General features: G+C 45.3%; 17 protein-coding genes. 6 read left to right on the top strand and 11 right to left on the bottom strand.

What is annotated here, in order from left to right; translation table 11 throughout:
- The first annotated feature begins 183 nt into the window (after positions 1–183).
- The 4 genes from AB4351_RS15540 (at position 184) to AB4351_RS15525 (ending at position 5735) form a co-directional block, all read left to right on the top strand.
- Positions 184–753 (top strand): hypothetical protein, encoded by a 570-nt coding sequence (locus AB4351_RS15540; protein ID WP_017065300.1) that lies wholly within the window; start codon positions 184–186, stop codon positions 751–753.
- A gap of 6 nt (positions 754–759) precedes the next feature.
- Positions 760–4221 carry a transcription-repair coupling factor gene (gene mfd / locus AB4351_RS15535; protein ID WP_372126486.1) on the top strand — a complete coding sequence of 1154 codons (3462 nt, stop codon included), beginning with the start codon at positions 760–762 and terminating at the stop codon, positions 4219–4221.
- A 63-nt stretch (positions 4222–4284) separates the two neighbouring features.
- Positions 4285–5052 (top strand): peptidoglycan binding protein CsiV, encoded by a 768-nt coding sequence (locus AB4351_RS15530; RefSeq protein WP_017065298.1) that lies wholly within the window; start codon positions 4285–4287, stop codon positions 5050–5052.
- Between the two features lie 137 nt (positions 5053–5189).
- Positions 5190–5735, top strand: a complete 546-nt coding sequence (locus AB4351_RS15525; protein ID WP_017060225.1) for a GNAT family N-acetyltransferase — start codon at positions 5190–5192, stop codon at positions 5733–5735.
- 111 nt (positions 5736–5846) lie between these two features.
- On the opposite strand, the gene AB4351_RS15520 is transcribed toward AB4351_RS15525, so the two are convergent.
- From AB4351_RS15520 to hinT, 7 genes are all read right to left on the bottom strand, one after another.
- The gene (locus AB4351_RS15520; RefSeq protein WP_009847154.1) at positions 5847–7136 is read right to left on the bottom strand and encodes an NAD(P)/FAD-dependent oxidoreductase; all 1290 of its coding nucleotides are present in this window, start codon (positions 7134–7136) and stop codon (positions 5847–5849) included.
- Positions 7137–7648: 512 nt separating this feature from the next.
- Positions 7649–8188, bottom strand: coding sequence for an alpha/beta hydrolase YcfP (gene ycfP, locus AB4351_RS15515; protein ID WP_009847155.1), 540 nt, complete (start codon positions 8186–8188; stop codon positions 7649–7651).
- Between the two features lie 108 nt (positions 8189–8296).
- Entirely contained in the window at positions 8297–9151 is an 855-nt protein-coding gene (locus tag AB4351_RS15510) for a phosphotransferase (RefSeq protein ID WP_017060224.1), read from the bottom strand.
- Between the two features lie 173 nt (positions 9152–9324).
- A complete protein-coding gene (gene lpoB / locus AB4351_RS15505; RefSeq protein ID WP_017060223.1) occupies positions 9325–9915 on the bottom strand; it encodes a penicillin-binding protein activator LpoB in 591 nt (196 codons plus the stop codon).
- A gap of 138 nt (positions 9916–10053) precedes the next feature.
- Positions 10054–10437: a YcfL family protein gene (locus AB4351_RS15500; protein WP_017632173.1), complete on the bottom strand. Its 384-nt coding sequence runs from the start codon at positions 10435–10437 to the stop codon at positions 10054–10056.
- Positions 10437–11828: a COG3014 family protein gene (locus AB4351_RS15495; RefSeq protein ID WP_372126484.1), complete on the bottom strand. Its 1392-nt coding sequence runs from the start codon at positions 11826–11828 to the stop codon at positions 10437–10439. Before AB4351_RS15495 ends, AB4351_RS15500 begins: the two co-directional genes overlap by 1 nt.
- A 296-nt stretch (positions 11829–12124) precedes the next feature.
- Positions 12125–12475, bottom strand: a complete 351-nt coding sequence (gene hinT / locus AB4351_RS15490) for a purine nucleoside phosphoramidase (RefSeq protein WP_017060220.1) — start codon at positions 12473–12475, stop codon at positions 12125–12127.
- A 277-nt stretch (positions 12476–12752) separates the two neighbouring features.
- Here hinT and AB4351_RS15485 point away from each other — a divergent pair, with 277 nt between their 5' ends.
- Both AB4351_RS15485 and AB4351_RS15480 read left to right on the top strand, forming a co-directional pair.
- Positions 12753–14744, top strand: coding sequence for a methyl-accepting chemotaxis protein (locus AB4351_RS15485; protein ID WP_372126482.1), 1992 nt, complete (start codon positions 12753–12755; stop codon positions 14742–14744).
- Between the two features lie 197 nt (positions 14745–14941).
- On the top strand, positions 14942–16108 hold the full coding sequence (locus AB4351_RS15480; RefSeq protein ID WP_017065293.1) for a DUF1887 family protein: 1167 nt from the start codon (positions 14942–14944) through the stop codon (positions 16106–16108).
- Positions 16109–16321: 213 nt separating this feature from the next.
- Here AB4351_RS15480 and udp read toward each other — a convergent pair whose 3' ends face one another.
- The 4 genes from udp to AB4351_RS15460 all read right to left on the bottom strand — a co-directional run bounded on the left by udp (position 16322) and on the right by AB4351_RS15460 (position 21941).
- Positions 16322–17080, bottom strand: coding sequence for a uridine phosphorylase (gene udp / locus AB4351_RS15475; protein ID WP_017065292.1), 759 nt, complete (start codon positions 17078–17080; stop codon positions 16322–16324).
- A gap of 282 nt (positions 17081–17362) precedes the next feature.
- Positions 17363–19720, bottom strand: a complete 2358-nt coding sequence (locus AB4351_RS15470; RefSeq protein ID WP_372126480.1) for a zinc/cadmium/mercury/lead-transporting ATPase — start codon at positions 19718–19720, stop codon at positions 17363–17365.
- Positions 19721–19873: 153 nt separating this feature from the next.
- On the bottom strand, positions 19874–21337 hold the full coding sequence (locus AB4351_RS15465) for an MATE family efflux transporter (protein ID WP_371724662.1): 1464 nt from the start codon (positions 21335–21337) through the stop codon (positions 19874–19876).
- Between the two features lie 187 nt (positions 21338–21524).
- Positions 21525–21941 (bottom strand): CBS domain-containing protein, encoded by a 417-nt coding sequence (locus AB4351_RS15460; protein WP_017060213.1) that lies wholly within the window; start codon positions 21939–21941, stop codon positions 21525–21527.
- Between the last annotated feature and the right edge of the window lie 221 nt (positions 21942–22162).

Genomic DNA, 22162 nt, shown 5'->3' with positions numbered 1-22162 from the left:
TGCTGTTACTGTGTAGGGGGTAATTGAAAATATAGAGTGAATTAACTCAATTAGTTAGGCCTGAAAAACAGAACCCTGTCAAAACACCAAATTTCAAACAACTATTTGATAGTTTCAATTAACTGACCTTGATTACTGCGGCCACATAGCGATAATCAATAGATCACTTCAAGGAACTAACGCATGACAGAACAAGAGTTTTTCACCGTTCACCATAGCCTTACCGCTAATATTGAACCAATGGACAGCGGCTTCACTTTACCTTCTCAAATTCAATTCGAATCTGAGATCCCAGCACCATTTGTGGTGGCAAGTGAATTTAGCCAATTGGATCTGTTAGCTGACAGCGCTCGAGCGGAACTGAAAAACAGCGACTTGAAGAATGTCACCAGTTTATTGGATGCACAAAACTCAAAATTAAACCTCTTGTTGAGCTTTATGTTATCGCAGCAAGATGATGAGAAATTTCGCACTCACACCTATTCATTTGGTGCGAGTCAGTTTTCCTGCTTTTCAAAAGCAGACATCGAACCGGGTCGCTTAGTAAAAGCCAAACTTTTTCTAGAGCACCCAGCTGCAGCCATTTATTGCTACGCAGAAGTATTTGCTAGCGAGGCGAAAGACTCAGGTTTCGAAATCAAATTTAAATACGCTCATCTTCGCGATACCGACCAAGACCTGCTAATTAAAGCGGCACTTTATCAACAACAGAAACTCTTGCGTCAACGCTCTCTAGACCGAGATAACAAGTAAATTAACATGACCAAAAAATCCATATTTACACTACCTAAACTTAAAGGTGCCGGTGACAAAAAGCACATCGGTAACCTAGTCGGTTCGTCTCTCGCTCTTGCCATTGCCAAACTCGCAGAGCAACACAACAGCCATACCGTCTTGGCTGTACCCGACCCACAAGTGGCGCTTAAGCTTCAATCTGAAATTGAACAGTTTACGGCACATGAAGTCGCATTATTCCCTGACTGGGAAACGCTGCCATACGATAGCTTCTCGCCGCACCAAGAGATCATCTCAGATCGTATCGCACGCCTTTACGCACTGCCAACACTAAAAGATGGCATCACGATCGTTCCGATCAGCACGTTATTGCAACGCCAGTCACCGCGTGACTTTTTGCTACAACACACGTTAATGGTGAAAACGAGCGATCTCTACTCTTTAGAGAAACTGCGTCTACAGCTTGAAAAGTCAGGCTATCGTTACGTTGACCAAGTGTTTGGCCCCGGTGAATACGCAAGCCGTGGCTCTATTCTCGATCTGTTCCCAATGGGCAGTAAAGACCCGTATCGAATCGATTTTTTCGATGACGAAATCGACACTATTCGTACTTTCGATCCTGAAAACCAGCGTTCTATCGAAGACATCTCTGAGATCCGCCTGCTGCCTGCTCACGAATTCCCGACCTCGGAAACAGCGATTGAAGATTTCCGTATTCGTTGGCGCCAACAGTTTGATGCGCGCCGCGAACCAGAATCGGTTTATATGCAGGTTTCTAAGGGTACTTGGCCTGCTGGTATCGAGTACTGGCAACCGCTGTTCTTCGATCACACAGAAACCTTGTTTGATTACGTTGCCGATGAAGCGCAACTGCTGATTCTAGGTGATGTCGAGACTGCAGTAGACTCATTCCTAACGGACGTTGCTCATCGATACGAACAGCGCGGTGTTGACCCGTTACGACCACTGCTGAAACCTGAACAACTTTGGCTACAAAAAGACGAACTGTTCGCACATTTCAAACAAAAACCACAGGTCAATCTGAGCTTAGATTCAATTGAAGAAAAAGCCGGACGTACCAATCTTCCGGTTGTGTCTCTGCCTGATCTCAGCGTTCAACATCAGAATAAAGAACCTTTGTCTAACCTAAGAAAGTTCACTGAAGCCTTCGATGGCAAAGTAGTCTTTTCGGTTGAATCTGAAGGCCGCCGTGAAGCACTGAGTGAATTGCTTCGAGGCATCAAAGTTCGTCCAAGCGAAGTTGAAAACCTCGACGCAGCGATTAAAGATAAAGATAAGTTCACCCTGGTCCTAGGTTCTGCTGAGCATGGCTTTATCCACGAAGAGCAAAACATCGCCCTTGTCTGTGAAAGCGACCTGTTAGGTGATCGCGTTGTACAACGTCGTAAGAAAGACAAGAAAAGCGTTAACAGCGACACTGTAATTCGTCACTTAGCCGAACTTAAACCGGGTCAACCTGTTGTTCATATTGACCACGGTATTGGTCGTTACATCGGCCTGCAAACACTTGAAGCGGGTGGTATGAAAACAGAATACGTAACGCTTGAGTATCAAAATGATGCCAAGCTCTACGTACCTGTTGCTTCTCTGAACTTAATCGGGCGCTACTCTGGCGGCGCTGAAGATTCTGCACCACTGCATAAACTCGGTGGCGAAGCATGGCAGAAAGCTCGTAAGCGCGCCGCAGAGAAAGTCCGTGACGTTGCAGCCGAACTGCTTGATGTTTACGCTAAACGTGAACTAAAACCTGGCTACAAGTTTGTACTCGACCGTGGCCAATACGCGACCTTCAAGTCTGGCTTCCCGTTTGAAGAAACGGATGACCAAGCAATGGCCATCAATGCTGTTATGTCGGATATGTGCCAAGCCAAAGCCATGGACCGTTTAGTGTGTGGTGATGTTGGCTTTGGTAAAACCGAAGTCGCGATGCGCGCAGCATTCGTTTGTACCGACAACAGCAAACAAGTAGCCGTGTTAGTTCCTACTACCCTACTTGCTCAGCAACACTTCGAGAACTTCCGTGACCGTTTCGCCAACTTGCCGATTCGTGTTGAGGTTCTATCCCGATTCAAATCAGCTAAAGAGCAGAAGTTGATCATGCAAGATGTCGCCGACGGTAAGGTCGATATCTTAGTGGGTACTCACAAGCTACTTTCGAGTGATATTAAGTTTAAAGACCTTGGCTTGCTGGTTGTCGATGAAGAACACCGATTTGGTGTGCGTCAGAAAGAGAAAGTGAAAGCGATGCGTGCGGATGTCGATATTCTAACGCTTACTGCGACACCGATCCCGCGAACGCTGAACATGGCAATGAGTGGCATGCGTGACCTTTCGATCATCGCTACACCACCCGCACGACGCTTGGCAATTAAAACCTTCGTTCGCGAGAGTGATGATGCCATCGTCAGAGAAGCGGTGCTGCGTGAAATCATGCGTGGTGGCCAGGTTTACTTCCTACACAACCAAGTCGACACGATTGAGAAAACAGCAGAGTCATTGCAAAAGCTGATTCCAGAGGCGCGCGTGACTGTAGCTCATGGCCAGATGCGAGAGCGCGAACTGGAACGCATCATGAATGACTTCTACCACCAGCGCTTCAACTTACTGGTGTGTACAACCATCATTGAAACCGGTATCGACGTACCAACGGCAAATACCATCTTGATGGACAGAGCCGATAACCTTGGTTTAGCACAGCTGCACCAATTACGTGGTCGTGTAGGTCGTTCGCACCACCAAGCTTATGCTTACTTGTTAACGCCACACCCTAAAGCAATGACCAAAGATGCGATCAAGCGATTGGATGCGATTGCTTCGCTCGAAGACTTGGGCGCAGGCTTTACCTTAGCAACTCACGATTTAGAGATTCGTGGTGCGGGTGAGCTGTTAGGTGATGAACAGAGTGGTCAAATCCAGTCAGTTGGTTTCACCTTGTACATGGAGATGCTTGAACAAGCGGTTGAAGCATTGAAGGAAGGTCGAGAGCCATCGCTTGATGACCTACTGCGTGAACAAACTGAAATTGAGATGCGTTTGCCAGCACTATTACCAGATGACTACATCCCAGACATCAATACACGTTTGTCTACCTATAAGCGTATTGCGAGTGTGAGTGACTCCGACGAATTGGCAGAGTTGAAAGTCGAGCTGATTGATCGCTTCGGCCTTCTGCCTGATGCAACCAAGAACTTGTTATCAGTTTCTGAGCTAAAATTAGCCGCAGCGTCTATCAAAGCGAAGAAAATTGAAGCCCACGATAAGGGTGGATTCTTAGAATTCTACCCGGATGCTGACATAAACCCGACCTACCTTGTTAAACTGTTGCAATCTCAACCGCAAAAGTTTTCAATGGAAGGACCAACAAAGTTCAAGTTTACGATACCATTGGTCGACAGACGGAAACGAATTCAATTTGTTAGTGATTTATTGGGCGAATTCAGACAAAACTTGCTGCCTTCAGCATAAGACCCAATCCACTTGCACATATAAATTATCCAGCCGGTAGTTCGGCTGGAAGACGGAGTAAAAATGAAAAGACTGATCCCACTGCTACTATTGTTCGTCTCACTGCCAAGTTTGGCGCAGAGACAATTTGATATAGAAGTGATCATTTTTAAGCGCGCTGTTGATGCAGAGAAGGTGAACGAATCTTGGCCAAATACACAGCCTAAGATTTCACTTGAGCGTGTTGGTTCATTTCAAGATACCCAATACCGAGCAAAGAAAGGCGTTCAAATGCTTCCTTACTCGGAATATAAGTTAACGCCTCAAAAAGACAAGCTACGTAAACACGCTGGCTTTGAAGTTCTGATGCATACCGCTTGGCGTCAAGGCGACCAAGGTAAGAGCTCTGCACCTGTTTTCCACATTCAAGCAGGTAAAGATTTCTCTAAACAATTTAATGCTGATGGCTCTGAAAAAGGCGCAATCACTGCAGGCAGCGCTGATGGGTTCCAAGAAGAGACCATTGATAAGCCACTCTACGAATTAGACGGCAAGCTGCAAATCTACGTTCAGCACTACCTATACGCTGAAACGACATTAGATTTAAAAGCGCCAAGCGTTCGTGAAGTGACTCTACAAGAGCAACAAATTGAGCTAGATTCACCAGTAAGTGGCGCAGAAAGCAACGTCCAGGTGGGCAATCTAACTGAAATTTCTCCGACGGTTGAAGTCCAAGAGTTCCTTAAGAGCTACCGCATGGACCAAAAACGTCGTATGCGCAGTACAGAAACTCATTACCTTGACCACCCACTTCTTGGAATGGTGATTCAAGTTAGACGTGTAGCGCAGTAAATTACTTGCCGATTCGGCTATAATTATATAAATAATTCAATCCGCCCTCCTAGTGAGGGCGTTTTATTAAGTGCTATCTATCTTTATTCTGTACTGACTCTCTTTGCTCAGTACTTACACGTTACTTGGTACGCTCTATGAGCCCTGAATTTCAGATCAACACACAAAATCTTAGCCTTAAAATCATTGAGGCCTCAGATGCTCAAGAATTTTCTCAGCTGGTTAAGTCCTCCCCTAGCTTGCTGCCATGGGTCGACTGGTGTCATAAAGAGTTTTCTATCGTCGAGGCCGAGAAATTTATTCTGGCAACTCGCCTGAACTGGGTGAAAGCCGATGCGTTTGGCTTTGGCATCTTTGAACGAAAAAGCGATAAGTTAGTCGGCATGGTTGCCATTAATGAGCTTTACCACACCTTTAATATGGCGAGTTTAGGTTATTGGGTCGGTGATGACTTTCAAAGGAGAGGGATCGCCAAAGAAGCGATGTTCGCCCTATTTGAATTTTGTTTCGCGCAACTCAAGTTAACGCGTTTGGAAATTGTCTGCGATACCGAGAACCTACCCAGCCAAAAGTTGATCGAGAAGTGTGGCGCTGAGCGAGAAACCATTGCCCAGAATCGATTTCTGTTTAACGGTAAGCCGAAAGATGGCGTGGTTTATTCTGTGCTACCTCCAACGTCTTAACAGCAGAAATGAGTTCAACACCTGCGATAATCCATAATCGACACGATCAAAAAAGAGCTCCGAAGAGCTCTTTTTTATTATCAGCGTAATGCTCTGAGAAGGCTTACCTGATTAGTGAAGCTTTAGGTTTGGACGAAGTACACGGTTAATACGACCAACCAGCATCATCAGTGATGTTTTGATTAAGCCGTGAAGCGCCATCTGGTGCATGCGGTACAAAGAGATGTAAACCACACGAGCAATACGACCTTCGACCATCATCGAGCCTTTCGTCAGGTTACCCATCAAACTACCTACCGTAGAGAAACGGCTAAGTGAAACTAGCGAGCCTTTGTCTTTGTAGATGTAGTCTTTCAGGTCACGACCGTTCAACTTAGCAATGATGTTGCTGAATGCACAGCTTGCCATTTGGTGAGCCGCTTGTGCACGTGGCGGAACGAATGAACCGTCTGCTTGTGTACATTGCGCCAAGTCACCGATTGCAAAGATGTTGTCATCCAGTGTTGTTTGCAGCGTGTTCTTCACAACCAACTGGTTGATACGGTTGGTTTCAAGACCACCGATATCTTTCATGAAATCTGGTGCTTTGATACCTGCTGCCCATACCATGATTTGAGCTGGGATCTTGTCACCATCTTTGGTTGTTAGGCCGTCAGAATCCGCCTGAGTCACCATCGTATTCGTACGAACGTTCACACCAAGCTTGGTTAGCTCAGAGTGTGCTGCACTTGAAATACGAGGAGGTAGAGCTGGAAGAATACGCTCACCCGCTTCAACTAGGTTTACGTTCAGCTTGCTTGAATCTAGGTCGCCGAAGCCGTAAGTACGAAGTTCTTTAACTGCGTTGTGTAGCTCTGCAGAAAGCTCTACACCAGTTGCACCAGCACCAACAATCGCGATGTCTACCGTGCCTTGACCGTTCTTAGCGTGAAGCTTTAAGAACTGATTGTTCATTTCTGTACGGAAACGGTGTGCTTGCTCTGGGCTATCAAGGAAAATACAGTTGTCACGAACGCCTGGAGTGTTGAAGTCGTTTGACGTTGAGCCTAGCGCCATCACTAGAATATCGTATTCAAGTTCACGGCTTGGCATCAGCAGTTCACCGTGCTCGTCTGTAAGCTCGCTTAGTGCAATCACTTTACGCTCACGATCGATGTCGTTCAGGCTGCCCATTTGGAAATCGAAGTAATGGTTTTTTGCGTGCGCACGGTAGCTTAATGCATCAACACCTTCATCCAGTGAGCCCGTTGCTACTTCATGAAGTAATGGTTTCCATAGGTGGCTTGCTTTACGGTCTACCAGAGTAATCTGGGCACGTTTCTTACGACCTAAAGTGCGGCCTAGCTTAGTGGCTAGTTCTAAACCACCAGCACCGCCGCCTACTACGATAATTTTTGTCACAATGACAATCCTCTACAAAATGAATAAATGGGGTTCGGCTCGATTACTCCAACCGATAAATTCTATGTATCTACTCGGCCTTGAATGCGAAGGCTGTTACAAATTGGGTTACCGCGAAAAAGAATAACGACAGCTCACCGAGTAGTTAGAGGGGTTACAAACAACAAATAATGGTTTGTTGCTTTGCTCACGTGGATATAAAAGGTGACTACCTGAGAGGCAGAACACAAATTATGGGCAAGTTTTTTCACTCGCTCTCAATTTTTTTTGATATTTGTCAAAATATTTTGCTTGGGAACATTATATATAGCAAAAAGATGACCGCAACAAAAAAATCCTTACCCTCAATGAGGATTCGCGACTAATTAGTTAACGTTTGAGCAAACTGATCTATAAATGCACAAACCGACCGATAAAACATATACAACTACTTTATCAATACCAATCTCTAAGATTCAGATGTGAAAAAGCAGCACTCATTGAGCACTGCTTTTATAAAACATCTGGATTGATTAAGCGTTTTTGAACGCTTTCATTGCTTGAAGATGTTGAGAGATCTTTTTGAATTTATGACTCTCTTTCTCATCCCAGATTACATCGTAGTAATCTTCTAGCGCGGCAGCTGTTTTGGTATTGTCGTGAATTTCATCTTCACGAGAAAGCACCACTAAACAGCGTCCTTTGTTTTTCATACGGTACTGAGCAACACATTTAGTTGCGATGTCTTCGTACTCTTCTGGACGGTCAATTCGACCTACCATGTTGTTCTCAGGGTGCAGATTAGGGTTGAACACCACCTGCTTAATCCCACATAAGAAACCAATACGCTCAGACCAAAAACCACCTAAACCTACACCACAAATAATGGGATGCGGATCATCGGATTGCTCTATCACCTTATGCACTTCTTTTAGCAGATGCTGCATATCGTGTTTTGGATGCAAAGTACTGTAGTTGATGAAACGAACGTCATCATCAATGAATTGCAACTGCAGTATTTTTTCGTGATTGCCCGGGCTTGTTGAGTCGAAGCCATGTAGATAGATAATCATTGTACCTCCCCCGTTGAATATTGGTACGTTTTGATCAATCTAACACGAAAAACAAGGTTTTAAAGGTAACAGCTGAGAAATTATATTTTTCACTTCCTAAACGTGATCCTAGCTACATAAAGTGTGACTCAGAGCCTCCGCTTCACGCAGATAACTTTCATCGCCCCAAAGCTGATGAGCAAGTAAATACCATAGCATCGCCATCATCTGGCTTCTTGGTAACCATGCTTCTACACCATCAAGCCAAGGCTGAACATCATGGATTCCTCGCAGCTGACAGTACTTCTCAACCGCTTCTGTGACTGGCGCGCCAGCAACCGCAATGGTTAATGTCAAATCGAGCCTAGGGTCTGCGAGCGCAGCGTATTCCCAATCAATAATCTTAATGCAGTCACTGTTTCTCACTAGGTTATAACCACCTAAGTCAAAATGGCACAAAGACAGGTCAACATTGGTAATACTCGGAGCCACGCGCCACTCTTGATAAATCTTAGTGCAGGCTTCGGTCTTATGAATCGCATCAAGCTGCAGCCAGTAATGGTCGACTCGCGCCGTGAAACTGAATGGTTGCAGTGGTAATCGCGCAGTATTAACCAGATGAACAGAGATCAGCGTTTTCAACAGGTCATCGAGTTCTAGATCTTCGTAAAGTGTCTCACCCGCAATCCACTCAACCAGTAACCCCTGCTCATTCACTACCATTGGGCTTGGCCCGATACCGAGTCGCTCAATGGCAGACAGCACTTGGTACTCTTCATGGCGAGAAATGAAGAACGCTTTGGTGATAGGTGTGGTTGGCCGCCAAACATACGCAGTACCATCGGCATCGACCAACTTCCAACATCGATTGGTCAAACCGCCTGTTAATGTCTGTGCTCTAACTGGAGGCTCAGAAAAGTAACCGTCAAGCGAACTCAAACTGGTATCAAGAAGCTTAGCCTCAGACCAAGAAAAAATTGCCATATTTACTCCCTATAAACGTCTTAACTGCCCTATAAACGTCTTTGTTTCCCTACAAAAAAGACACTGACCAAAAGCCAGTGTCTTTGCATTAACAGCACATTATGTACTGCATTGGCGTGTGACCAATCTATTCACTTTCAATAGTAAGTGTCATAGTTGGCAGTTAAGCGAAATTAAAGACCTAGTAGGCTCTTAGATTGCTGCTTACGGATTTCAGTCTCGTCAGCCCACTCGATCAAGCCAGACTCAAGGTCCATCAGACGCATCGTCATTTTGTAGTACACGTCTTCGTCGCTACCTGCTTTCTTAACGATGCTTGATAGGTTGCCGTACAACATGTACTGAGCACCAACCATTTTACCGAACTGGATTGCTGAGCTTTGGTTTACTAGCTCATCATTGTTTTGGAAGTTCAGTTGGTCACGAACAGACTCTACACGGTCCATATCAACGAAACGGAACTTACCAGAGTTCAGCATTTTAGTACTGATTGTGTCAGTGATTGACTCAGTATCGATGTGCTCACTTGTTTTGTTCTTGATTCGCTCAACGAACACGATTGGACGCTGTTCACGAGTAATGTAAGACACTGAACCAGAAGCCATCATGCTATCGACCATTTCACCCGCAATCGTTTGAAGGTCAGTTGAACCGAAATCGATTGTCGTGGTTTCTACTGCTTGTGCATCACCGTAGCTTACCTTGTTCGAACAACCGCCTAAAATAACCGCTAAACCTAGTAGCGCAATGACACTCTTTTTCATTTTGTTTCCTCAACTTATCACTGAGTGGGGTTACCCACACTCTTAAATTCTTGTCTGTGCGAATCAATGAATCCGCTTTCTGAAACTCTAGTCGATGTTAACTAAAGCCAGTTGTCACTAAATATATTCTAATCGAGCTTACTGCTCTCGGAACTGAACTCGGAACTGAGTTGCCTTCGGGTTTACCGACACTTCCGACAACGAAAGACTTTCAAAGCCACGAACAATTGCTTGTTTCCAAGGGCCTTGTTTTAGGTTGACCTCAAGCCCGGCATCGTCGTACCAGTAAAAACGATAAAGGATATGTTGGTCGCCTTTATAGTTACTGTTTAAACGAACGATTCCTCGCGTATGACCGTCGACTAGATCGGTGCGGATATCTTCAACCTGTAAACGGCTACCCAATACCTTGTCACCAAAGAAAACGTTCTGAGTCAGACTATCGACCCTTACGCCAGCTGTATTATCAGCACAACCAGCTAGAGCCATAACCGCTGCTAAGCTCACTAACCACTTTTTCATTACAGCCTCCCTAGCTGTTTATGCCACATTGTTGCGTTATTCCCTTGTCGAGAAATCCAAACCAAGGTGGTCTGCCCTTCTCGAATATCAAAGTCATACGTTTTAGCGCCCGCTTCTAACGTATATTGACCGTTATTTGCTACAAACGTACTGCTCTTAATCTCTGCAGGTAATGATTGCCAACTGCGAGTGTCTGGTTGCTCTGTCAGTGTGTTCCACACGTTGAACAGAATATTACCGACATCATCGCCTTTGGTTGCTTCTTTTCGAATGCGATCTTTCGCGACTACACGTAGCGCTTGGCGAATAACAATGCTTGTCATACGTTCCGATAGATCGTTCTGCGCCATCGCGTTTACATCAGTGATCAAATGTTCTTGTAGCGGCTGTCCGCTGATTCGCAAGGCAGAAAAACGCTCTACGTTTTGACTTGGGTAATATGGCAGCGCAAGAGAGTATATTGCCCCCTGATCGCGACTGTCATAAACAGGCAAATCCAGTCGCCAACTGTCCATAGCTTGCACAGCGCTCTGCTCTTGAAGAACAATCACTCGCCCTTCACCTGCACTAAGTTTAGAAGATTGCTTATAGCGTTTTTCTAATGTTGCTAAATCTTGTCGCATCCCTAAACGAGCGGCTGTTGCCATGGTTCTATCGATGATTTCTTGGTTATCTGGCATCACAGCCAAAGCACGACGATAGTCAACGTAGGCGCTGTTTAAATCATTTGACGCTTCATAAAGCAAACCAGACAAGAACATCAGATACGCATTCTGTACTGACTGCAGTTTCTTACCCGCATCAGGGTAATTGGCAAGGATGCTACCCACATTGGCAGACAAGCCTTGCTTCTTCGCATCGCTGGCTGCTTTGTCTAACTCAGCCTCGCGTTGCTTCTTCGCTTGTTCTTGAACTTGGTTGGCGCGACGCATTTCGATCACCGCACCTTCTAAATCGTTTTTCTTGAGGTAATTTAAACCGAGATACAGATGAAGAAAGCCCAACTCGTAATCGGCTGGCACATACTCGGTAATATTGTCATTCACAGCTAACGCACCCACACTGGTTGCACTGTCTGAGATTGAGATCACGGCTTTGCGTTGCTGCTCAGTAACCGCCTGATCAGCCACTTCAAACGAAGCCTTACTCTCAGGGTATTTTTGATCCAGCAGATTAATTCTGCCTCTTTCAAAGTTATCAAGGATGTCGCCTGCCGCGTAATCTGGTAGCTCTTGCTGAGCCTCTGAATAATCTCCAGATTTAACGGCTTGGTAGATCGCTTTGTTTTGTGCGCTGTAATGACTGAACAGGCTTCCTGCAGACATACTCGCACAACCTACGGTCAACGCCGATAACAGGGCAATGGAAGCGAATCTAAACTGTTGCTTCACTTATCGTCTCCGTGCATGTTTAAAATGCCTACTTTATTAGGGTCTGCTGACCTTTAATGGTCTCATTATCAAAACGAAACGCGTTGTAAAAAGGATCTCAAGCCAGTTGAAACCCTACTGATTTAGCCTCTGCCTAGGCGATGCCGATGTTCAGACAACAGATAGAACTTAAAGTTGGCATACAAACTACAAATTTTCCAACTAACTACTTGTGTTAACCCACTAATGAGCGCGTTTAAACTAGCTCATTAGCTTTCATTAACTCGTTAGCTTTTCATTAGCTCATTAACTTTTTATTAGCTCATTAATAGGGGGCCAAGTGGACGGCCGCCAACCAAGTGCATGTGAATATGATAAACCTCTTGGCCACCGTGAGAGTTACAGTTCACGATAAGACGATAGCCATCTTCTGCAATGCCCTCTTCTTTTGCTAACTTGCGAGCAACAGTAAACATGCGCCCCATCATCGCTTCATCTTGGACTTCAACATCGTTAGTTGTCGGAATCAGCTTGTTTGGGATGATTAGGATATGGCTTGGCGCGCGAGGGTTAATATCGCGAAATGCGGTTACTAAATCGTCTTGGTATAGTAGATCTGCTGGGATTTCTTTGTTGATGATCTTAGTAAAAATGGTTTCTTCAGCCATGTTTCTCTCCGATAAAACATTTATTTTTTAATGCTTTGAGTATGCGCTATGCCGCATCAAACCACAATAAATCTGCTTTAAAGCATAATAAAAAACACCGTTCAAATCAAAGAAAACGAGCCTTAGCTCTCAAGAATGGCATGTTGGTTATAACTGAGCGCTATTTTTGACGTGTGCGTCATAAAATGCGTAAGCCGAGCTCAATAGAATGCTGATAATTTTGTTAGTTTTACTTTGACCTGACATTAGGTCTGCATTTTTATTTAGGGAGAAAGCCATGAAGGGATCTGTGATCAAGCGTATGTACGCTGGTTTCGCACTGATCATCATCATGTTCGCAGTCACGATAACCATCATGATGAACAGCATGAATCAGATACACAGCAATTTTGAGAGTGTCTCAGAAACCTCATTACCACTTGTCGCGCTTTCAAATCAAACGAGTGTTCAATTGCTTTCTGCTGATAAGTCATTCAAAGATTTCTTAACCACACAAAACGCTGAACGCATGTCTGCAATGCGTACAGAATTTGCTGCATCACAAAACTCGTTTTCAGAAGTTCTCGGTAGTTTAGAAGCGGCAAGCCAAAACAATGCTTCACTTGTTGAACGTATCGCGCAATTAAGAGCAATGGAAGAACGCTACTTCGCCGAAGCTGACGAAGCGATGAACAACTACGTCGCGATGTTCGAAACACAAGAACAAGTACAAAAAGCGTCTCGTGACTTCCAACGCTTACATTCAGAATTAACCGTTGGTATGAAAGAGTACGTTGCCGACCAAAAAAGCATCTCTGTAAAAGTGATGGCAAAGAGCTACTTCATCAAACTGCAAGACGCAGAAGTTATTACCTCTGATGCACTTGCTAGCTCTGATGTTGCCTTCGTTCAAAAAGCCCTTAACCAAAACAAAAAGGCCGTTACTCATCTTAACTACGCTTATCGAGGTCTATCAACACAACTACCAGCACTTAAAAATGTCTTCGATGAGTCGGTTCAGAAGTTCACCAAAGACGTTGGTCAGAAAGGTGGCGTACTAGACAAACACAACAACTACCTACAAGCCAAACAAGCGTTGTACGTGAACATCGCTAACCTAGCTCTAGAAGTTGACCAAGCGATGGCTGTTTTGGACTCATTCAACGTGACCGCTGAAGAGCAACTTAACTCATCACTCGCTGACGCAAGCAGCATCTACGACAAAGGCCTATTCAACGCGATTGCCATTGGCATTGTTGTGACTGTGTTCGCTGCTGCGATTGGTTACCACATTGCACACAGCGTACGAGAGCCATTAACTCGCATCCTCGGTACATTAGAAGGTCTAACTGAAGGTGATATGACTCAGCGTATCGATATTCGCTACGACAACGAATTCAGCCGCGTGAGCCGTCACATCAACACCTTGGCTGACAACCTGCACAATATCCTTGTGAAGTTGAATGATGCTTCAGATGACTTAACTAAGACTGCAAGCGTCAACCAGAAGACGTCATCTGAAACGCAGGCTCAATTGAACAGCCAACGTGAGCAAACCGCGACTGTTGCGACCGCAATGACAGAGATGTCTCATTCTGTACAAGAAGTGGCGAACAGCGCGCAAAGCTCACTCACCATGGTTCAACAAGTAGAATCGGCTTCTGAGTCTGGTCGTCAGATCATGAACACCAACATCAGCACCATTAATCAGCTTGAAGTTCGCCTTACTGAATCAGTGGGCGCTGTAGGCGAGCTACAACAGATGAGTAGCCAGATTGGTTCAATCCTTGACGTTATTCGTGGTATTGCTGAACAGACCAACCTACTTGCACTTAATGCGGCAATCGAAGCAGCGCGTGCAGGTGAACAAGGTCGTGGTTTTGCAGTCGTTGCCGATGAAGTACGAGTGCTAGCACAGAAGACCACTCAATCAACCTCTGAAATCGAGACTATGATCAGCAATCTGCAATCAAGCTCGAAAACTGCAAGTAACGTAATTGAAAGCTGTATGAGCGATATGGACATGTCGGTTCAACAAGCTTCAAGTGCAAACAGTGCGATGGAAGAGATCCAAGCCTTGATTCTAGAGATCAGCCACATGAGTACACACATCTCTCAAGCAGCCGCTGAGCAGAGTGAAACGTCTGGTGATATTGCACGCAACATCGAAGACATCAACCACATCGCAGATAAGAGTTACCAAGCGATGTCTTCAATTGCGGAGGCAAGCCAAAACCTAACAATTTTGGCGAATCAGCAAGGTGATTTAGTACATCAATTCAAACTATAGATAAGTGAAGAATCGATAGATATTTAGTGAGATTGTTGAGACTTCTTACCCAATAGTGGTGACTAATTGAGCTAGGGCAACTTTTATCAAGGGTTGCCCTTGTTTTTTATGAGCTTTGTCATTATATGATTATTAAGGCTTGCTGCTTCCCGTTTTTTCTTTCACCTTTATGAGCGAGCCGCTATTAAGGAATTTATATGGCTGTTCATGTTGGCATTATCGATCAAGACCCCATTCGCTTGCTCACCCCATTACTTGATAACCGAACGGTCAGCACTCACATCGTGTTTATCGGTGACAAAAATCAAGTCAGTATGTACAAACGTTTAGACAGCGTTTTGCACAAGCGCGACATTACGAGTGAGTTTTTCGAAATTCCGACCATCGTAAATACATCTGTCATTAAAGAATCTATCCAAACCCTTGCCGAAGACCTCAAAGCACGCGGTCAAGAAGTGAAGCTCAACGCAAGTTGTGGCCTCCGTCACCGCCTACTTTCTGTGTACGAAGTATTCCGTACTTACCACTGGCCAATCTTCGTGGTTGAACCAAATAGCGACAAGCTTTGCTGGTTGTACCCTAATGGTAAAGAAGACGCACAAGTTCAAGACCGCATCACTATCGACGACTACCTAACTGTGTTCGGTGCTCGCGGTGAATTCAGCGATGTTCAGCTGTCTCCGCAACTGGATCAGAAACTTTATGAACTGGGTGAACGTTGGGCAAGTAACGCACTCGAACTAGGCCCTGGCCTTGCGACATTGAACTACCTAGCAACGACCTGCCGTAAAGAACAAAAACTTGATGTAGGCCTATCTGAGAAGCAACAAGGCTATCGCGAGCTCAACATGCTGCTGAGCGATTTGGTTGAAGCTAAAATTGCGACTTACGACAATGGTATTTTGACCTTTGCCAACGAAGACGCGCGCCGCTTCTCAAACGGTGAATGGCTTGAAACATTGGTTCACAGCACAGTTAAGCAGATCCAAGATGACATGCCGACCATTCAAGACCGTTCTTTGAATGTTCAGGTATACCGTCAACTGGGTGAACGTGAGGTTCGTAACGAGCTTGATGTTGCCTCTGTGGTGAACAATAAGCTGCACATCATCGAATGTAAGACCAAAGGCATGCGTGATGATGGTGATGACACCTTGTACAAACTGGAATCGCTTAGAGACCTGCTAGGTGGCCTACAAGCACGTGCAATGTTAGTGAGCTTCCGCCCTCTTCGCCATAACGACATCACACGAGCTGAAGATCTTGGCCTTGCATTGATTGGCCCTGACGAATTGAAAGATCTTAAAACACACCTAACGGCATGGTTTACAGCTGCGGGTGGCAGTGAAGATCTAGAGTACTAAAAACCAATAAGCTCATGAGAGCTCAATGCTCTTAAGCAGATTGTTAAAAAGGCGAATGACGATTAAGTCACTCGCCTTTTTTGTTGTCTGTTTTCTCTATTGATTACTTTCAGACGGCACAAAAAAATGGCCGCATCATACGATGCGGCCATTTTCAAAATTTAATGTCACTTGAAGACTTAATGCTCTCTAAAACTCAGAGCACTTTAAGACTTAAAGCATTTTACGAGCGGCTTCTACAACCACTTTGATTGAACGTGCTTCTGTTACTTTTAGAGTGTCGTGATCAGGCGTCTCTTTTTGAGTACGGTTGATGATTACACCAGCAACACAACCTGCTTTCAGACCAGAACTTGCACACATAGTTAGCAGTGTTGCAGATTCCATCTCGAAGTTTAGAACGCCCATGTCTTGCCATTCTTGCATAGAGCCTTGGAAGCGCTTAACAACGCGACCAGAGAACGTGTCGTAACGCTCTTGACCTGGGTAGAACGTATCGCTTGATGCCGTTACGCCCATGTGAACTGTTGCACCTGATTCATCAACTGCCGCTTTCATTGCTGTTGCAACTTCAAAGTCAGCCACTGCTGGGAACTCCATAGGAGCAAAGTGTAGGCTAGCGCCGTCTAGACGAACAGAACCTGTAGAAACAATCATGTCACCCACGTTTACGTGAGGTTGGATAGCACCAGTCGTACCAACACGTAGGAAAGTGCGAACACCAAGTTGAGCAAGCTCTTCAACTGCGATAGAAGTCGATGGACCACCAATACCTGTTGAACATACAACAACTGGTTTGCCGTCTAGCTCTGCGCGGTAAAGCGTGTATTCACGGTGACTAGCAAGGAATACTGGGTTCTCCATCTCTTCTGCAATTTTTTGCACACGAGCAGGATCACCAGGGATGATCGCAAGAGTAGCACCGTTAAGATCTGCTTCAGTAACACCTAAGTGGAAAACAGCTTGAGACATAGTTCGCTCCTTTTGGCTTATTGGGCTTTTTACCCTTATTTAAGCTCATAGTAAATTCGTGGGGTACGAACACACTCTAACCAAGCTCATTACAAAATGAAGTGACACATGTCACATGAATGATCGCAACAATAATTCAAGTTTCACAAAAAACCGATTGGCATCGCAAAAATAAGCAATCCGCACGCCTATGTTGCATATTAATGAGACAAAAAGCGCCTTTAACGTATTACCGCTAAAGGCGCTTTTATATTAAGAATGCTCTATGTCGGTGAGCTCGATTTAGTCCGCTTTAGATTTAAATCGAAGCAGACGCAATGCGTTCAATGTCACCAATGCAGTTGCACCACTATCCGCTAAAACTGCCACCCACAAACCGGTAATACCTAACAAGCTTGTCACCAAGAATACGACCTTCAAACCAAGCGCAAGGGCTACGTTTTGACGGATGTTGTTCATGGTCGCTTGCGACAGTTCAATCATCGCTGGCAGCTCAGTTAAACGGTTATGAGTCAGTGCTGAATCCGCCGTTTCCAAAGCGACATCCGTACCACCACCCATTGCGATGCCGACATTCGCCGTTTTCATTGCTGGTGCATCATTAATGCCATCACCGACCATCGCCACGTGCGACTGTTGAGATAACTCCTCAACGTAGGATACCTTGTCGCTTGGCAATAGGCTTGCCTTGTACTGCATACCAATCTTGCTACTGATCGCTGCTGCACTGCGCGGATTATCGCCGGTCAACATGATAGATTGAATACCTAATTCATTAAGTCGTTCAATCGCAAGCTTAGCGTCACTGCGTAACGTATCTTGCCAAGCAATCAGACCAATCACCGTCGTAGCTTGCTCTGTTGATTCTTCTTGATCTTTAACCTCAAGAGCAACCACAACCGTCTTGCCCTCACCTTCTAATGCTTCTACCTGAGAAACCACATCGGCACCAAGTTCGAACGTGACTTTAGACGGTGACAGAACCTGATACTTAACACCATCAACATCCCCTTCAACACCACTACCAATCAACGCTTTCTTGTTGTGTGATTCAGGAATCTCAATATTCAGGTCTTTTACTTTAGCGACAAGTGACTGCGCCAACGGGTGAGTAGAGCCAACTTCAATCGCCCCAACCACACGCAGCATCGCGTCTTGTTGCCACCCCGATAGAGGTTGAATATCCGTAACCTGAGGCTTACCTTCGGTCAGTGTGCCTGTCTTATCGAAGGCGATGGTTTGGATTTTACCAAGCTGCTCTAGCGCTGCGCCGCCTTTAATGAGCGCGCCACGTTTCGCTGCTGCTGCTAAGCCAGAGGTAATCGCTGCAGGAGTCGAGATAACCAAGGCACACGGACAAGCAATCAACAATAGCGCTAGGCCACGGTAAACCCATGTTTCCCATGGCTGCGCAAACAACAATGGTGGTGTGATGATGACCAACAGAGCCACTACCATCATTAACGGTGTGTACCAACGGCTGAACTTATCGAGGAATCGCTCTAGTGGTGCTTTACGAGACTCTGCTTCTTCAATCAGATGAAGAATGCGATCGATCGCGTTCTCACCCTGTTTTGAAGTGATGGTGATACGAACCACTTTATCGACCACCACAGCGCCAGCCATGATGCTATTGCCTTCGATGTGTTCAACAGGAACAGATTCACCGGTTAACGCACTTTCATCAAAGCTTGCCGCGTCTGTAATCAATTGGCCGTCAGCAGGTAAACGAGAGCCCGCGGCCACTTCAATCACATCACCTGGAACCAGTTCACTGACTGCTACTTCTACACGCTCGCCGTTGATGATCTTAGTCGCGTTTTCTGGTACCAATGCCATTAGCGCTTGAACGCCACTTCTTGCTCTTGATGAAGCAAACGCTTCTAAGCGCTCACCAATCAAGAACAACAATAGAACCATCGCTGCTTCCGCAGTTTCGCCAAGGTACAAAGCACCCAGCGCGGCAACACTCATTAAGGTTTCAATAGCAAACGGTGTACCTGAACGCGCCAGCTGAACCGCTTTCTTCGCCACCGGATATAAACCAAGCAGACAAGTTACCGTAAACAAGCCTTCGCTTAATTGAGGAGAGGTACTTTTCAGAAGCGCCGCAAACAGCATTGCCGCTGCAATCGCGATAATCTGTAAATTAGGTTGGATATAAGCTTGCCAAAAAGTCTCAGGTTGTTGTTTTTCTTTCTTTGAACCGACTTCCGTAAGAGGGAAACCCGTTTTGATAGAGACCTGTTCAATGGTGTCAGCAAGGCTTTGATTATCGAATTTCACAACCAGCTTTTCGGTAGCAAAGAGAACCTTCGCTTGAATAACACCGTCAATATTGCTGATCGCGCTTTCTATTTTTCTTGCACAAGCTGGGCAGTCCATTCCGGCAACCAGCCAACTTTTCGAAAATTTGGCGTCGAGAGATAAAGTTGAGGACTGACTGTCTTCTTCTCCACTGTCCGACGAACTACAACAATCATCTCCAGACGATGACGAAGTAGCAGAAGAGCTACAACAACCAGATGAAGTACCTGCTGCTGTGATGCTTGAAATTTTAGGGCTAGAGCAACTTGCTCCTGCCGCTTGAGGTTGAACGTCCACTTTTGCTGAGCGGCACGCTGCATGTTTTGCGCACATAATGTATCTCCTTAATACTCAAAAGCCTTGAGGTTGTTGCTAACTCACGAGCAACAGAACCTTAAGTTCATCAAAAGTATAAACCTTGGAGGCTACTCCAAGGTCAAGAAGAAGTTTTCAAGAAAACAAAAATATTATGCCAGCGCCGATGGCTTACTGAGATTTAAGCTCCGCACACTCTTCACGGTTCGCCGATACATCATCAATAAGCACCGCATCGTGTGAACAGAATGGCTGTGTGTTTAGGCTGACAATCGACACATCGTCTTCCACTGGATCAACTTGAGATCCTTGCATCAGTTCAGCGATATGATGTCGAAGCACCAAGATACCTAAAATCCCGAACAGAACATTACCCAAAGCTTGACCATAAAGAACACCCAAAGCGCCATACCACTCCGAACCTAGATAGACGAACGGCAGAGTACCTAACGTGGCTTTGCCCAAATTCAATGCTGTCGAATAAAGCGGTTTGCCTAAGTTATTAAAAGAGGTGTTGGCAACAAATAGCGCACCGTTAAAGGTGAAGGTTAACGCCACATAGGTACAGAAAGCTGCCACAATGATTGCTGCATCACCTTGTAGACTAAAACCTTGAATGACATAACCTTGAACGAAGTACAACAGAATACAAACAGCGATAGTGTATGCCGTAGTAACCAGCAATGAGTTATTGAGTGTTTCCTTCACTCGGTCCATGCGTTCAGCACCAAAGTTCTGACCAATGATTGGCCCCACAGCGCCAGACAAGGCAAAGATAACCGCAAAACAAACTGGCGTCAGACGACCTATCACGGCAAAGCCCGCGACAAAATCCTCACCATATTGTGCGATACCCGTTGTTACAATCGCATTACCGATAGGCGTTGCGGTATTGGTGATAATCGCAGGCAGCGCAATCGCCAATATTGGTCGAATATTAATGCGCCATTGCACAAAAGAAGGCGGAGCTACCAGCTGATGGCTGCGAATAAGAGGATAAAGCGAAAAGAATAGCACCGAGAAACGAGCGACAACCGAAGCGATAGCCGCCCCTTCGATGTTCCAACCAAAACCAAAAATAAACAGAGGATCGAGAATCGCGTTAACAATGCCGCCAGACAAAGTTGCCCACATCGAACGCTTAGCATCACCTGCCGCTCTTAAGCCCGCACCCGCTGCCATCGCTAACGCCAAAAATGGACCACTAGGTAGCAAAATCTGTAGGTAAGCTTGAGCGCGTTCGGCTGCAATGCCTTTGGCGCCTATCGCGGCTAGCAGCTCTGGAATATAAGCGAACATGATTGCAGTTATGGTTGAACTGATAACAAACGCAGTCAGCATGATACTGGTGCTTAGGTTTCGAGCGTGCTCTTGATTCTTGGAGCCGATGGCTTTGGACACTAATGCGCCCATGGCAATGGAAGTACCGATAGAAACGGAGGTAGAAAAGAAAGTCAGCGTACCTGCAAAGCCTACCGCAGCAGCCAATTCAACCTGTCCGAGCATACTGATAAACAGCATGTCGAGCAGATCGACCACAAATAACGCCATCAAACCGACAGAGCCAGCCCCCGACATCACCAATATGTGGCGCATCGTTGAACCTTCAACAAACTTTGCCGTTTGATTTGACATGAAACCTCCAAAAGTTGGAATACCCAAGAGCTAAAGCCTAATCAGCTGTTCAACTGTTCAACTGTTCAACTGGCTAGGGATCCAAAAAGAAAGGATCGACCAAGAAAAGCGCTATACAGAAAAAAGGCGCTAGTGCGCCTTTTTTCAATTGAGAGTATTGAGAAAAATAATCGTTCTTAACACGGTACTATACCTGATGTTTGAAGCATTCTTCCAAGTTCTTGCCAATTGCTCTCAAAACATCAGTTCTGGTGATAATACCCACCAGTTTTCGATTATCGATCACAGGGTATGCTTTAGGTTTTCCAACCTGCATCATGTCCGCCAATTCAATAATGGATAAGTCAGGTGACACCGACAGCACTTCTTGGTACATACAGTCACCCACAAGGTGTGTGTCTTGGCAGAAGTAACTGACCTTCACAAGTTTCTCGAGTAAATCCTGCTCTGAAAGGAAGCCAATCACTTGTTCGTTATCATCGATTACGGGCCCACCCATATGGTGGCTACGCATCACTTTGTCTAACGCTAGACTTAACGGCATATCAGGAGTAAATGTCACAACCTGCTGCGTCATGTAATCTTTCACTTTAATAGAATGCATTGCGTTCTCCCTAAATACTTTGCGTCATATATTTTCTATCTTGTTAAGTTAATTGTTGTCTAAAATCTTGATTTTACTAAATGGATTTCAACAATTTTATTGATAGGCAAAACCTAACAAGACAAAAAAGTGAGACAAACAAAGGGTTGAGCACGTTTTCGAACGCCAGAAAAAAGAAAAAAAAGAGCCCTTACAAAGCCTTAATGCCGTTCACTTAAGAG

The sequence above is a fragment of the Vibrio sp. 10N.261.51.F11 genome, assembly GCF_041471665.1.
Taxonomy (GTDB): domain Bacteria; phylum Pseudomonadota; class Gammaproteobacteria; order Enterobacterales; family Vibrionaceae; genus Vibrio; species Vibrio crassostreae_C.
Note: the sequence above shows the minus strand (reverse complement) of the source record. Positions and strands in the feature narration are given on the sequence as shown.